Here is a 15,138-nt window from a genome sequence, read left to right as displayed (position 1 = left end):
GTGATAATGTGAAACGTATATGTAAAAATTTGACGTTGTTTGTAATAGGAGGAGTTATATACTATATGCTGGAAATATTATGGCGGGGTTACAGCCATATAAGCATGTTTGTTGTTGGAGGCATATGCTTTGTGCTGATAGGGCTTATTAATGAATACTTTACATTTCAAATGCCTCTGTGGAAACAGCAAATTATAGCAGCTGCCATTGTAACAGGCATAGAATTCATAGCGGGCTTAATATTGAATGTATGGCTGAAGCTGAATGTCTGGGACTACAGCGATCTACCGCACAATTTATTGGGGCAGATAAGTCTCCAATACAGTATAATATGGGTTATTCTGGCTCTGCCTGCCATAATTCTGGATGACTGGCTTAGATGGAAGCTGTTTAACGAAGAAAAGCCGCACTATAAATTAATCTGAAGATCTCGCTGAGAGATCTTTTTTTGGTATAATTAATTTGAATAGCTCTATATATGGCTTTTATATTGCATATTGTGCGATAGAGGACAAAAAGTAATTTATCGCATTGATTTGTTTTGCAGCCCGGAAGGTAGTAATGATAATGACTAAAAATGAAAATTTTTGCCTGACAGCTGCGCAGGCAATACTTGCCCGAATGGGCTCGCCAACATGTGCAGAGATGGGTTGACGAAAAAATTGTTGTTGGTGACAATACGGGGCTGAACCTGCCGCTAACGGCAATAAGAATATTGATAATGGCAGAAAGAATTATAGGACAAATGAAGTAAATTAAAAATCCCGGTTTTTGTATCCGGGATTTTTAATTTTGACTTAATTCTTTAATAATCAAGTTGCATTAATAAAATGTTCCTATTAAATTAAACGGCTTATTAATAAGATTTTTTATTTCGTCGGCATGTTGCTTGTCTGCAGTTACAATACAGCTGCACGAAGGTCCCCCGGATTGTTTTAGGTTTATGCAGATATTATCGGAGTACTTAATTTTGAGATTGTTGTATTCGCATAAATCTGCCAGTTCAGCACCGGTTCCTCTTGATCCTATTGGAAGCATTTCTTTTATATGTTTACATAGATATAACTTTTCAAAATCATCAATATCTAATATTTTGTCCGGGTTATTAACAACGTCATTTCCTACTAAGGGAAGTCCTATAAGCATGCAAATATCATTTTTTGAGGTTTTTTTATATTTTAATTTGCTTTTTTCACACATGCCTATGCAGGTAATACCCATTGAAGTCTGAACTGTGGGTATGTTTTCCTCTGTGCTGCCTGTCAGGTGTATTTTTGTCGATTTAACCTTTGATATAACTTCATTGAAACCTTCGATAAGCTGTTTACCTGTGTCGTTCATTTCAACGGCAAGCCCGTCAGCCATAATGAGAGGAACGAAGCCCATGCTCATAAGCTCTGCAAGAACAACCTTGCCTGTATGATATGCTGAAACCTTAGGTTCTACCTTTACAACATCATGCTCCTTTAATCCTATTCCTCCGCATGAGTCACATGCAATACCTAAAAATCTATTCTCATCAAAATCTATTACAGTTAAATCTCTTATTTGCCTAATATTCATTGCATTCTCCTAAAAGTATAATATTAATTTTACCATATAATCCGCAGCATGTAATGCTTTGCTTTTATTAAAATAATTTAACAATTAGACGAAAATACATTGAAAAAAGGAAAAAAGTGCACGTAAAAATAAAAATTTAAGTAATTTATGAAACATTTTTTAAATGTGATGCGTCTAATTAAATAGATATATGGCGGAGGGTCGTTAATGGATAAATTTTTATTATTGATTAGTATGGGGACAATTGTAGCTTCAACATTTTATATGCTTTACAGCACAGTTAGGTACTATATAGACAGAAAATGAATCCGTGAAACAGGATACAATGCTGATTGGCATTGTTTTTTTCTGCAAATATGTTAAATTCTATCGTTGATTTTTATATTATGGATTGTCAACAGTAAAATGGAACAAAACTAAATAATCTTCGTCTATTTATATAAATAATATGGAGGGTATAACATGGAAGGCGATATAATGAAGAATAAATTTATTGTAAGAAAAATGTTTATACTACTTATTTTATCTATTACTGTATTTACAGCAGCGTGTACGCAAAGTGGAGAAGTTGATAAAGTGGGAGCATATACAACAGTTATTGATAAATTGTATGAAGAAGACAGCGCTCTTAACAGCAATATAAAATATATTGCTATAGATACATCTTTAATAGTTAATTTAAATGATGAAGAAAAAGCAGAACTATTAAAAGAACTTGAGAATTATGGTTTTACAGTTTTAGATATGACGATTGAGGAACTTAAAGAAAAAGGGTATGTTAAGGATTTATACTTTGAAGAAGGCATATTATTTGAAATTGAAGATGAGCCTATAAAAAGAAATTCTATAATTATGGATATATCTAAATGGCGCTCTGGGCTTGGTGCAATTGGTTACGATGGTACAGTTGTAAAGTATAAAAATGGAAAATGGGAAATAGAAAAACAAGGAAATGCATGGATAAGTTAATTTTAAATATTTACATTTACATACAATAGAGCATGATTTCATTATATGTGATATAAAATATATGAAAAAGAATGGTTATACTTGAAATATAGTAGTAGCCATTCTTTTTCTATTTTCTAAAATATTAACAAATCCTATGTTTATATTCAGGATGTTTTACATTATTTTGCCATATATTACATTAAAAAATATATTTACAGAAAAATTTGCTCTTTTAAAATCCTTAACTTGTGTTATAATAATGCTAAACGAACATAAGTTCGATAAAAGGGTGTTTTTATGATTGTTATGCATATAGATGTGAATTCTGCATTCTTGTCTTGGACTGCTGCATATGAAATGCAGACCGGAATAGAAAGAGATATACTTAAAATCCCGTCTGTGGTAGGAGGAAATGAAAAAAACAGACATGGCATAGTTTTAGCAAAATCTATACCTGCCAAAAAATATAAGATACAGACAGGCATGTCGCTTATGGAAGCCAGGAAGCTTTGCCCTAATTTATTTGTGGTGCCTCCGAACTATCAAGTATATGTTAGGGCGAGCAAGTCTTTGCGTGAATATCTTAATACTTTTACACCCGACGTACAGGTTTTCAGCATAGATGAGTGTTTTTTAAGATTTACCGATTTGGGCAAAAATAAAGCATTAAGTCTGGCTCACGTAATAAGAAGAGGTGTCTACGATAATTTTGGTTATACTGTTAATGTGGGAGTTTCAGAAAATAAACTTCTTGCCAAGCAGGCTGGAGATTTGGAGAAACCTGATAAATGTCATACTATATTTCCGGAGGAAGTAGAAGAAAAGCTTTGGCCGCTGCCTATTGAGGATTTATTTATGGTGGGACGAAAAACCAAGCCAAAGCTAAATAAATTGGGCATTTATACAATAGGTGATCTTGCAAAATCGGATTATAATATGATATCGTCATTGTTTAAATCTCATGGACGCTTAATTTATAATTATGCCTGGGGAAGAGACGATTCAACTTTTAAAGGCAGGGATGCAATTAAAAGTATAGGAAACAGCAGTACTTTAAAGTTTGATGTTACGGACACTGAGACAGCTCATGCAATAATTCTCAGTCTTGTGGAGATGACTGCGTGTAGGCTGAGAGAGGCTGATATGATGTGCAGGGTTGTAAGTATCGGAATTAAAGACAAAGATTTTAATTATACTTTACGGCAAAAAAAATTATTATACTTTACAAGTTGTACTAATGAAATTTATAAAAATATTTGCATATTGTTTGACAGGTGTTGGAATAAGAGGCCTGTCCGTCAATTGGGAGTTTCTGTCTCAGATTTAGAATTAGCAAATTTTCAGCAATTAAGTATATTCAAAGACCGCAATGAGTTGAACAATGAAAAATTGGATAAGGTAATAGATGTTATTCGTAAAAAATACGGTGATACTTCTGTGATCAGAGGAGTTTTTGCAAATAATGAATTAACACCGATTTTGGGCGGTTATCCGGATGATGAATATCCGGATATGAGCAGTACTTTGTAGGAAGGTGAAAATATGAAGCTTCTTAATCAGCCAATAAAAATGATGGCTATATTTAACTCGGATGGAAGTATACAACCCATTAAATTCAGATTTGATGATATTGTTGTTAACATAGAAAAAGTTCTAAAAATATACGAAGAAAAAATAGTTGGAAACAGACGAATTGTTTTTGTGTGTCAGCACAAGGGCAAGGATATATATGAGCTGAAATATGAAATCGATTCAAGAGTATGGTATTTGTTTAAAAAATAAACACTGTTATATAATTTAGGGCAGCCATGCACCAAAGTGCAGGTTCTGCCCCGTTCAATATATTTATACAGCCAGCGTTATTCACGAGTGGCTTTTACCTTATAATATGCTTGTACGGCTTATGGGTTACTTGTTTTTTAACGGAATCATATTACCTTACAAATAGTTGGCTGAGTGCTGGTATTTCTTATATTTCAATTCTTTTCGGGATTTTTGCTTTTTATTGCTTTATAAAAATAATTATGATATAATTTTTAAAAATAACCAGAGCGAGGTCAGGTGGTTAAATTGTCACATCAAGCAATATACAGGAAATTTCGGCCCAAAACATTTGATGATGTTCTTGGACAGGAGCATGTTACAAGGACGCTAAAAAATCAAATAATGACGGATAATATCGCTCATGCTTATCTTTTCAGCGGTATAAGGGGAACAGGCAAGACTTCCACGGCAAAAATATTTTCAAGAGCTGTAAATTGCCTTAATAACCATGACGGCAATCCGTGCAACGAATGTGAAATATGTAAAAGCATCCTGAATGAAACCAATATGGATGTTATAGAAATGGATGCTGCTTCAAATAACGGCGTTGAAGATATAAGAGAATTACGCGACAAGGTTAAGTTTCTTCCCGTAAAGAGCCGATACAAGGTATACATAATAGATGAAGTTCATATGCTTTCAAAAGGAGCATTTAATGCTCTGCTCAAGACGCTTGAAGAGCCTCCGGAGCATTTATTGTTCATACTTGCAACGACAGAACCTCAAAAAATTCCGGCTACAATTCTGTCGAGATGTCAAAGGTTTGATTTAAAAAGAATTAAATCTGATGTAATTGTAGAGAATATGAAAAGCATATGTGAAGAAATTGGTATAGAATACGATGAAAAAGCGTTAAGTCTTATTGCAGCAAACTCGGAAGGTGCAATGAGAGACGCACAGAGCATACTGGACAGGTGTATATCATTTAATGAGGATAAAATCGATTATGAAACTGTGATAAATCTTCTTGGGACGGTAAATTATCAGGTCGTGTTAGAAGCTGCTAATTACATGGTAGATAAAGATATAAAAAGCACCATGGTTTTGGTAGACGACATATTGAATAGGGGTAAGGAAATTTTATCTTTCCTTGACGAACTGATAGTTTGCTTCAGAAATATGATGATTATAAAGTCAACCGGTTTAACTGATAACATAATCAGAATGTCGGAAGAAGAAGCAGGAGATCTGAAAAAATTAAGCAACAGGGTTTCCATTGATGAAATCGTTGAATTTATCGAGGAGCTTTCGTCTGCTCAATTAGAATGTAAACGTGCCTTAAATCCTAGGGTCTTATTGGAAGCTAAGCTGATAAAAATGCTCAACAAGGTTGAAGATCTAAACATCGGTTCATTGATTAATAGAATAGAAGAACTTGAAAATAGTATTAAAAACGGAAATACGGCAACTGTTATTAAAACAAAACCGCCTGCCGGCAGACACGTTGCGGCTGAGACTAGGAAAAAATCTGCTCCAGCAGGAAATGCTTTGAACCCGGAGAACTTTGAAATTAAAAAACAAGATACTTCAGAAAAAATTGTTAAAGAAGAACAATTTGAAAATAAAAGTGATGAAGCAATATACAATGCCATTATAAATAATTGGCAGGCAATACTTAAAAAGGTAAGAAGTGAAAATGCAGGACTTCAAGCAATAATACGAGAGTCTAGATTGCATGAGGTTAAAAATAAAAAAGCTGTATTTGAATTTGACCCCAAATTTACTTTTCATATAAATGCTGCAAATCAACCAAAAAATAAAGTGAAATTCAAGGAAGTTTTGAGCGGAATTTTAAATGAAGAGTGTGAAGTAGAATTTACGATAAAAAAAGATGAAAAACCAATTAAACCCAAACATACAATAGAAGATATATATGAAGATGTTGTAAGAGAGTTTGGAGAAGAAATAGTGGAATTTAAGCAGGAGGATTAAAAATGAGCAAGGGTAGAAGAATGCCTATGGGAATGCCCGGAGGCGGAAATATGAATAATATGATGAAGCAGGTTCAAAAAATGCAAAAGCAAATGGAAGACATGCAAAAAGAGCTTGAGCAGGCTGAAATGGAAGCAACTGCAGGTGGAGGAGCGATTACAGTTAGAGTAACTGGAAAGAAAGATCTTCTTGAAGTTAAAATAGATCCCGAGGTAGTAGATAAGGATGATGTTGAAATGCTCGAAGATATGATAGTGGCTGCAGTTAATGAAGCATTTAGAAAAGTTGATGAAAAGAAGGAAAATGAAATGAATAAAGTTACGGGTGGATTAAATATTCCCGGGTTATTTTAATGGAGCAATATACACCACCTATAACTAAGCTGATAGAAGAGCTTGCAAAGCTTCCCGGCATAGGAAGGAAATCGGCTCAACGCCTTGCTTTTCACATTTTAGATATGAAAGGCAGCGATGTGTTAGAACTTGCGAAAGCGATAGTTAATGCAAAAAAACTTACTAAACACTGCAAAACTTGTGGGAATTTAACAGAAGGAGATGTTTGCGGCATCTGCGGAAATGTTAAAAGAGACCATTCGGTAATTTGTGTTGTAGAAGATGTTCGCGATATATCAGCAATGGAGAGGACAAAGGAATACAAAGGCGTCTACCACGTTCTGCATGGTACCATATCACCTTTGGAAGGAATAGGTCCGGAGGACATAAATATTAAAGGTCTTATAACAAGACTTGATTCAGAGGTGTCAGAAGTTATTCTGGCAACAAATCCAACAATTGAAGGAGAGGCTACAGCAGTATATATATCAAGGCTTATAAAGCCGATGGGGATAAAGACAACGCGCATAGCTCATGGAATACCTGTGGGCGGAGACATAGAATACGCTGATGAAGTAACTCTTATAAGAGCAATGGAGGGTAGAAGAGAAATATAATAGCAATAGTAGTTGTACCATCCGAGCGTAGCTCTATTTGGGCAATCGGATTTGTGAAAATGTCATTTTGACAAAATGTTACTCTTCTTGTGAAAATGTAAGATACATATGGTATCAAGTACTTTAGTCATATATTTTTATGAAAAACTAAATGATGAATTTGACAGCATATATAATAATACAATATAGGACAAGGGCGTACAGTAAAAGGTGATGTTATGAATAAATTTGGAACAGCGATGATTTTGGCAGGAGGTAAAAGCTCAAGAATGGGCTTTGACAAACAATTCATAAAAATCAATGAAAAAAGAATTGTAAATATAATAGCGGCAAAATTAGAAAAAGAATTTGACGAAATAATTATAATAACCAATAAGGCTGATGAATATAAAGAATCAAAATATAGGATTGCCGAGGATGTTATAAAAGGTAAAGGACCATTATCAGGAATACATGCCGGACTTAGTATTTGCACGTCAAAATATGCATTTGTGGTGGCTTGTGACATGCCCAACATTAACATTGATTATATTAAGTATATGAAGAGTATAATAGAAAGCAATGATGTGCAGGGATGTGTAACTAAGTATGAAAACTGGATAGAACCCTTCAGCGGGTTTTATTCAAAGGATATTTTAGTAAATATAGAGAAACAGCTGAAATCAAATATGAGATCTATTAATAAACTGCTTAAGGAACTGGACATATATTATATAAATGAAAAGAAAGCTAGGGAGTTTAGCCCTACGTGGGATATGTTTTTAAATTTAAATACTAAAGATGACTTAAACAATTATTTAGAGGTTACTGACAGTATAGATTAAAGGTCCTCTTGGGTAAAATATTTTGCCCAAGGGGATTTTTTTATCTGTCAATTTTGTCATAATGACATTCTGTTTTGTCTATTTGACAAATATTGTAATCGTTATTGGAATTTTAAAAATGCATTTAACAAAAAATTAACAAAATAAACAAAAAATTATACAGCAATATCAACGGATGAGTTACTAATCTGACTTTATTATTAGGTGGTTGGCATAAATATTGCATTTCATCTTCAGGCGAACTTGATAAAAATATTCAGAGAGGTGAAGAACTTGAAAAGACGTTCATTTTTAAAACTTTTGGGAGGAGTCGGAGCACTAAGCTTTACCGGCTTAACCATAGGTTGTGACAAAAAGGATTCTGTTGATGCAGACGCTCCGGATCAATTCCCAAAGCTTTCCAAACTTTCGGGACAAAAGCCAGAAGCGGTTGTGGATGTCAAAACAGGAAAAGTACAAGTTGATGGGTCAATATTGATGAGGCACAGCGCCTGCTTGGGATGCTACAGCTCATGTGGTAACCGTGTTAAAATTGACAAAAATACTGGAAAAATATTAAGGGTGTATGGAAATCCATATAATCCAAACAATGCGGAACCGCATCTTTCTTTTGAAGAACCGCTGGCAGAATCATATCTTGCATTTAGCGGGTATAAAGATAAAGGAAGCATAAACAGAGGAACTTTATGCGGCAGAGGAAATGCTACATTGGAAAGTCATTACGATCCTATGAGAACATTGGTTCCTTTAAAAAGAACAAGTGGGCGAGGAGAAGGAAAATGGATGCCTATAACCTGGGAAGAAGCTGTTGAAGAAACAGTGGAAGGCGGAGAGCTGTTTAAAGACGCCGGTGAAAGTACTTATGTGGAAGGATTTAGGCAAGTAAGGGATTTAGATACTCTTATTGATGAAAAAGCTCCTGAGCTCGGATCAAAAGCCAATCAATTGGTTTTCTTCGGAGGAAGAGGAGATGGAAGAACATCTTTTGGAAACAGGTTTATAAACGCTTTTGGAACATTAAACAGTTATAGTCACGGCTATTCCTGAGGCGGCTCAAAAACACCCGTGGGACGGGTTACAGCCGGTGGTCAAAATATGAGACCTGATATAAACAATGCAGAGTACATATTGTATGAAGGAGCTTTTCCTGGGCACAGCGGAAAGCCTATGCAAACTATAGCAAGACAAATAAAATTTGGGGTAAATGAAGGCAGCCTGAAATATTCTGTAGTGGACCCTGTGCTTGTTGGAGGCGCAGTAACTCCATTATATAAAAAAGGTGAATGGGTTCCCATAAAGCCTGCCACTGACAATGCATTCGGGATGGCACTTATAAGATGGATTATTGAAAATGAAAGATATAATAAGAAATTTTTGTGTTCTCCAAATTACGATGCTGCAGTATCCAAAGGGTTTAACAGTTGGACCAATGCTGCGCACCTAGTTATAGATGATCCTGAGCATCCTAATTACAGAAAAATGCTTAGGGCAGAAGATTTAGGTATGGAGACAGGCAAAGATGAAAAGGACATATTTATTGTAATCGATAATTTAACAAAACAACATGACAGGTTTGATAAAGTAAGCGAAGCAGATTTATTTTTTGAGGGAAAGGTTGCTGCTGCAGACGGAAAAGAAATACAAGTTAAAACTTCATTTTTACATTTGAAGGATAGCGCCTTTTCACATACTATAAAAGAATATTCAAACGCATGCGGAGTGCCTGAGGAAAAAATAAAAGAGATTGCAAATGAGTTTACTTCTCACGGAACAAAGGTAGCCATGGATGGTATGGGAAGCACTGCTACAGCTAACGGTGCAGATATAACTATGATTAGTTATATTTTAATGTCTATGGCTGGAAGCCTAAATAAAAAGGGCGGAGCTATTATTAGAAGAAATTCGTATAAATCGGCAAGTGACGGACCTAGATATAGAGTAAGTGTCATACCTGATGCACCAAAAAAATCAGGAATAAGAATAAGTCGTACTGGGGTAAGCTACGAAAGTACTTCTGAATATAAAAATAAGGTTGCAAATGGTGAGAATCCATATCCATCCAAGATGCCTTGGCATCCTGTGGGAAGCGCGTCTGATAATCAGGCTGTTTTTTCTATTGTTAATAAATACCCTTATCAGGCAAAAATAGTATTTAACTGGATGGCAAATCCTTTGTTGGCTGTTCCGGCAGCGGCAAAAAAAGAAGTGTTGGAAGCTCTTAAAAGCACTGATAACGTACCGCTGTTTATTTCATGCGATCCTTATATGGGTGAAATGACTGCTCTTGCAGATTATATAATACCGGATACAACTCCTTATGAGAGCTGGGGACTTGCAAATATCGAAGGGAACTTTTCAGGAAAGGGTCTTACATTGAGATGGCCTATAGTTGAGCCTGCAACACCTAAGCTTCCTGACGGGAGACATACTTCTTTTGAGACATTTATAATAGATGTTGCAAAGAAAATAAATCTTCCGGGATTTGGAGACAGGGCAATGTTTGACGCAAATGATAATTTACTTCCTCTTAATAGCAGAGAAGATTATTTTGTAAGAGGTATTGCCAATATGGCATATGACGGAGAACCGGTATCAGATATTTCAAAAGATGAAATGGACATGCAAGATTTAGAAAATGCAATGAAAGACTGGAAAAATTCCGTTACGGAGGAAGAATGGCCTAAAGTGTTAAAGGTAATTTCAAGAGGTGGCAGGTTTGAGGATCACGGTGCCGGATTTGACGGAGATAATCATAAATATCCATATAAAGGTGCTGTAAACTTCTATGTTGAAAGCTTTGCTAATGGTATAAACTCAATGACAGGCGAGCACTATAGAGGAGTTGCCGCATGGAATCCTGAATCATTCTCCGATGGAACGTTAATTGCCGACACGTTCCCTGAATCACAGTGGCCGTTTAAAGCTGCGAATTACAAGCCTAAATTCAGAAGTATAAGCATGCTTTCTAACAGTTCCATTATGAGGGATTTGAGCAAACATAACTATGTGGAGCTGAACTCTGAGGATGCAGCTAGTCTTGGAATTAGAACTATGGATCTTGTAAAGGTAGTACCTGCAACTGGAGGCGATTTTACAGGATATGCTTTGGTCAGAGAAGGAATAGCAAAAGGAACTATAGGAATAGCATACGGATATGGACATTGGGAATACGGAAGCAAGGAATACAGCATAGACGGAAAGCCTAATGGAGGGAACAAGGATTTAGGTGCGGGAGTTCATTTGATGAATATATTAGACCCTAAAGTTAATGGATTGTTCGGAATTTCAGAATCATCCACAGGCGGTCCTGGAAGAAATGGTGGCGCATACAGAATAGAGAAGGTATAAAATATGAACAAATCAATAGCAGAAGAGACTATTTTTGTAGTAAGTAAGAGACTTGAAATATATGAATTCTTGTCATTTGCCTTTTTAAATACTCCATCTGAAGATATTTTAAATTCCTTGAGAAAAAATGCTGAATTTTTTAAGGAGCTTTGTCCAGTAAATACAGATTTTTTATATGAAAAAAGTACGGATGATTTCGTTCAGGAATATTATGACAGGTTTTTTGTGCCTACTTCGAAATTGTTTGTTCCTTCTCATGAATCTTCCATAAGGAACAGAAAAATAAAAAAGGGTAAAACAATTTACGGTAAAATTGACAGCAATGAAACATTTCATGTAAAAGCATGTTATGAAATGGTTGATTTCAAAATTCGTGAGCTAAATGGATTCAGTCCTCTTAAGGATAACCACTATCCGGATCATGTAGCTTTTGAACTTGCATTTATGGCATACATGGTGAAACTTGAACTGTCAGCATTAAAATGCGGTGATGAAGAAAATTCTGTGAAATGGAAAAAGCTCCAGAATGATTTTCTGGACGAGCACTTGAGTAAGTGGATTGGTGATTATGCAGAATTAACCGAGGAAAAAGGAAATGGCATGTATTCTTATTTAAGCTGTATTTCCGCCGCTTGGACGGTTATGGATTTAGAGCATTTGAATGAAGAATTCATTAAAGACAGAGAGGTGATATAGTATGAAAAAGTATGGAATGATTATAGATTTAAAGCGCTGTGTGGGATGCCATGCGTGTACCATAAGCTGCAAAATGGAAAATGAGATTCCGGAAGGCTGCTTTAACACTTGGGTTGAAGAATGGGATACTGGCAAATATCCGAATGTATCAAGAGTAAAATTACCTAAGATGTGTAATCACTGCGTGGATGCGCCGTGTATCGAAGCTTGTCCCGTAGATGCAACATTTGCCGTTGAAGGCGGTATAGTAGTTGTAGATGAAGAGAAATGCATCGGTTGCGGAGCGTGTGTTTCTGCATGTCCTTATGATGCAAGATATATGAACAGTGCAACAAACAAAGCAGGAAAATGTACATTTTGCATACAAAGGGCAGAAGCCGGAATGATGCCGGCATGTGTAAGCACGTGCATATCCCATGCAAGATTCTTCGGAGATCTCAATGATCCAGACTCAGAGGTAAGCAAGCTTATGGCTGAAAACAAAACAGAAGGCTTAAAGGAAGAACTGGGTCTTGAGCTTAATGTTAAATATATCGGACTAAAGGATGCGTTGAAGAACGGAGAGCCGGAGGAACGTTACAGAGGCGGAAAATAAAGAAGGGGTTTTCGCAAGGAGAAAAACATGTTTAAAATGGGTGCAACAGAATTAATTTTAATACTTGGCATTGCGTTGATAGTATTTGGACCAGGAAAGCTGCCGGAAATTGGAAAAGCATTGGGAAAATCTATAACTGAATTTAAAACTCATGCCAATAAATCCTATGATGCTACGATAGAAAAATCAGAGGACAAGGAATAACCATATGAAAGCAAGGCTTATTTTGCCTTGCTTTCAAAGTTTATTAAATTACTTTAGACAGTGAGAAGCTAGTAATTATATGCGGAGATGTTTATGTTTAGAGCTGATAAAATTATAGAAAAAGCTACGGCAAGACTTGACGCCGTTTCTGTGAATGCGGAAAGATGCTCAAGATTGCGTTCGTCTTTATCAAAATGCACAAAGTGTACGGATATCTGCCCTGAGATGGGGATAGATATAAATAAGTCAGGTATTCAATTAAATTACAGTTGTATACAGTGTGGATTATGCGCAGCAGTTTGTCCGACAGGAGCATTGTCTATTCAGGAGCCGACAGAACTGAGCTTGTATGAGTATGCTTCTGCCTTGGGAAAAGACGGCAAAGATTGTGTAATAAGTTGCAAGCGTAATGATACTGTATCAAATGATATTTTTAAGGTTCCATGCTTGGGAAGTTTAACTATAGAGCTTCTATTTAGCTTGGATTTGCTACCAAATAAGGTGTACATGGTGTTTTGCGAAAATGAATGCGAAAAGTGTGCGGTAAATCATGGCATCAGGCACTATTACAGCAGAATTAAAGAAGTAGATAAAATAAAAAGTAATCTTGGCTTGTGTGGAGGAGCTTTAACTGATGCGGAACATCCACCTGAGCTTAAATATAAAGATATTCATTCGGATAAAATGAATGAAGAAAGAAGAGAATTTATCTTTTCTGCATTTAGATTATTTGAAGAAACCATAAAGAACATTCCTGATATGGCGGTGGAATATTTACTTGGCGAGGAAGAAGAAAAAGGCTCTGTTTCCTCCGCTGATAAAATTGAAAAATATCCCATGTTTGTAAAATCATTTGAAAGAATTGAGAAATGTAATATAATTAATGGTGAAGTTAATGAATATTTCAAGCCATTTTTGGCTGGAGAATGCAGATTCTGCAAGGCGTGTTCCATATTATGTCCAACGGGAGCATTGAAGTGTACAAAAACACATGATACTATAGAGATAGTATTGTCTCCGAATGCTTGTTGTGGATGCAATTTATGTGTTGAGGTGTGCTACCACAATGCATTGGATTTGGAAACAAAGAAAGCGGAAGATTTTATGGGTGATTCTCCATATACCATTGCAAGAGGAGTTGTTCAAAAATGTATTTTTTGTGGAAAAGAAATTTATTCTGGGAAGAAAGAAGAAATTTGTCAGTCATGCTTAAAGATGGGCAAGAAAATCAGGTGATATAAATGAAAAAGATTATTATTTTTTTCGCCTGCATCATTGGATTAGCCTGTTTTATTTATTGCGGCAAGAGTAACGGTTTTGGAGACACTGGCGTAGAAAGCAGGCATAAAATAGGCGTTCTGTCGGCATCTGACATAAGGTTGCTTAAAGTAAATGCTATGATTACAGAACTTGATAATTACGGATATAGTAAAGATACGCTGGATATTGTAGTAAAAAACGCCGAAGGCGATAAAAGCAGATTGAATGAGTTAGCACGAGAGCTGGTAGATGAAGATGTTGATATTATAGTAACAACAGGTGTTTTTGAAACTTCTTCGGCGCAAAAATTTGCGGAGAGCAAAAATATCCCGATAATTTTTATCGGAGTAAGCTGTACGGTGGAACTAGGTCTTATAAATGACAAAATAACTCCGGGATGTAACATAACCGGTGTCGATAGCGACTATGTTCGCCTGACAGGGAAAAGACTGGAATTTTTAAAAAGAATTGTACCTGATACAAAACGGGTTCTTATATTGTATAATCCGGACGCCATACCTTTCGGGCCAAGTTCAAAGCTATTTCATGAAGCTGCTGATAAGCTTGACATACAGCTTGATATGATATCGGCTAAAAACAGGGACGAAATGGTTGAGGCTATAATAGAAAACAGCCAAAAGTGTGACGGAGTAATACTTATGTGCAGCTTGCTGTACGAATCTACAATTAAGGATATTGCTGATACTTCGTTAAAATATAAAATACCTGTTATGGGAGTCGACAATGTTCAGGTGGAAAAGGGGATATTAGCTTTTTATGGAAGTACAAATTATAATGAAGGAATTCAGGCTGCAAGGCTGGTTGCAAATGTATTTGACGGTCATGATATAAAAATAATTCCTATTGAAAAACCGGAGCACTTGGAGTTTCACATAAATGTTGATACGGCAGAAGCCCTCGGAATAGATATTGATTACTCAGGAATGACGTTTGTTGATAAGTTTGTACGAAATTCAGATGATAGCAGATAG

At 35.8% G+C, this 15,138-nt stretch carries 17 protein-coding genes; 16 read left to right on the top strand and 1 reads right to left on the bottom strand.

Annotation, left to right across the window (positions count from 1 at the left end; translation table 11 throughout):
- Positions 1-8 precede the first annotated feature (8 nt).
- Entirely contained in the window at positions 9-425 is a 417-nt protein-coding gene (locus ACS3UD_RS12065; RefSeq protein WP_308139374.1) for a putative ABC transporter permease, read from the top strand.
- Positions 426-613: 188 nt separating this feature from the next.
- Complete coding sequence (locus ACS3UD_RS12060) at positions 614-754, top strand: hypothetical protein (protein WP_440977625.1); 141 nt, start codon at positions 614-616, stop codon at positions 752-754.
- Between the two features lie 68 nt (positions 755-822).
- Here ACS3UD_RS12060 and ACS3UD_RS12055 read toward each other — a convergent pair whose 3' ends face one another.
- Positions 823-1,563: a selenophosphate synthase gene (locus tag ACS3UD_RS12055; RefSeq protein ID WP_308139375.1), complete on the bottom strand. Its 741-nt coding sequence runs from the start codon at positions 1,561-1,563 to the stop codon at positions 823-825.
- A 462-nt stretch (positions 1,564-2,025) separates the two neighbouring features.
- On the opposite strand from ACS3UD_RS12055, the gene ACS3UD_RS12050 reads away from it, so the two are divergent.
- From ACS3UD_RS12050 to ACS3UD_RS11985, 14 genes are all read left to right on the top strand, one after another.
- Positions 2,026-2,532, top strand: coding sequence for a hypothetical protein (locus tag ACS3UD_RS12050; RefSeq protein ID WP_308139376.1), 507 nt, complete (start codon positions 2,026-2,028; stop codon positions 2,530-2,532).
- 279 nt (positions 2,533-2,811) lie between these two features.
- Positions 2,812-4,044 carry a DNA polymerase Y family protein gene (locus ACS3UD_RS12045; protein ID WP_308139377.1) on the top strand — a complete coding sequence of 411 codons (1,233 nt, stop codon included), beginning with the start codon at positions 2,812-2,814 and terminating at the stop codon, positions 4,042-4,044.
- A 12-nt stretch (positions 4,045-4,056) separates the two neighbouring features.
- A complete protein-coding gene (locus ACS3UD_RS12040; protein ID WP_213927113.1) occupies positions 4,057-4,296 on the top strand; it encodes a hypothetical protein in 240 nt (79 codons plus the stop codon).
- A gap of 288 nt (positions 4,297-4,584) precedes the next feature.
- A complete protein-coding gene (gene dnaX, locus ACS3UD_RS12035; RefSeq protein ID WP_308139378.1) occupies positions 4,585-6,270 on the top strand; it encodes a DNA polymerase III subunit gamma/tau in 1,686 nt (561 codons plus the stop codon).
- A gap of 2 nt (positions 6,271-6,272) precedes the next feature.
- Positions 6,273-6,623: a YbaB/EbfC family nucleoid-associated protein gene (locus ACS3UD_RS12030; RefSeq protein ID WP_308139379.1), complete on the top strand. Its 351-nt coding sequence runs from the start codon at positions 6,273-6,275 to the stop codon at positions 6,621-6,623.
- Complete coding sequence (recR, locus tag ACS3UD_RS12025; RefSeq protein WP_308139380.1) at positions 6,623-7,219, top strand: recombination mediator RecR; 597 nt, start codon at positions 6,623-6,625, stop codon at positions 7,217-7,219. Before ACS3UD_RS12030 ends, recR begins: the two co-directional genes overlap by 1 nt.
- A 218-nt stretch (positions 7,220-7,437) precedes the next feature.
- The gene (gene mobA, locus ACS3UD_RS12020; protein ID WP_308139381.1) at positions 7,438-8,043 is read left to right on the top strand and encodes a molybdenum cofactor guanylyltransferase; all 606 of its coding nucleotides are present in this window, start codon (positions 7,438-7,440) and stop codon (positions 8,041-8,043) included.
- A gap of 273 nt (positions 8,044-8,316) precedes the next feature.
- On the top strand, positions 8,317-9,090 hold the full coding sequence (locus tag ACS3UD_RS12015; RefSeq protein WP_308139382.1) for a hypothetical protein: 774 nt from the start codon (positions 8,317-8,319) through the stop codon (positions 9,088-9,090).
- A 48-nt stretch (positions 9,091-9,138) separates the two neighbouring features.
- A complete protein-coding gene (locus ACS3UD_RS12010) occupies positions 9,139-11,391 on the top strand; it encodes a molybdopterin-dependent oxidoreductase (protein WP_308139383.1) in 2,253 nt (750 codons plus the stop codon).
- A gap of 3 nt (positions 11,392-11,394) precedes the next feature.
- The gene (locus ACS3UD_RS12005) at positions 11,395-12,087 is read left to right on the top strand and encodes a TorD/DmsD family molecular chaperone (RefSeq protein ID WP_308139384.1); all 693 of its coding nucleotides are present in this window, start codon (positions 11,395-11,397) and stop codon (positions 12,085-12,087) included.
- Position 12,088: 1 nt separating this feature from the next.
- Entirely contained in the window at positions 12,089-12,682 is a 594-nt protein-coding gene (locus ACS3UD_RS12000; RefSeq protein ID WP_308139385.1) for a 4Fe-4S dicluster domain-containing protein, read from the top strand.
- Between the two features lie 27 nt (positions 12,683-12,709).
- Positions 12,710-12,886 (top strand): twin-arginine translocase TatA/TatE family subunit, encoded by a 177-nt coding sequence (tatA, locus tag ACS3UD_RS11995; protein WP_308139386.1) that lies wholly within the window; start codon positions 12,710-12,712, stop codon positions 12,884-12,886.
- Positions 12,887-12,979: 93 nt separating this feature from the next.
- The gene (locus ACS3UD_RS11990) at positions 12,980-14,122 is read left to right on the top strand and encodes a 4Fe-4S binding protein (protein WP_308139387.1); all 1,143 of its coding nucleotides are present in this window, start codon (positions 12,980-12,982) and stop codon (positions 14,120-14,122) included.
- Between the two features lie 5 nt (positions 14,123-14,127).
- Entirely contained in the window at positions 14,128-15,138 is a 1,011-nt protein-coding gene (locus ACS3UD_RS11985) for an ABC transporter substrate-binding protein (protein ID WP_308139388.1), read from the top strand.

The organism is Sedimentibacter sp. LTW-03, assembly GCF_052059825.1.
Classification (GTDB): domain Bacteria; phylum Bacillota; class Clostridia; order Tissierellales; family Sedimentibacteraceae; genus Sedimentibacter.
The sequence above is the reverse complement of the archived record's forward strand: the minus strand, read 5'-3'. Positions and strand labels throughout refer to the sequence as shown.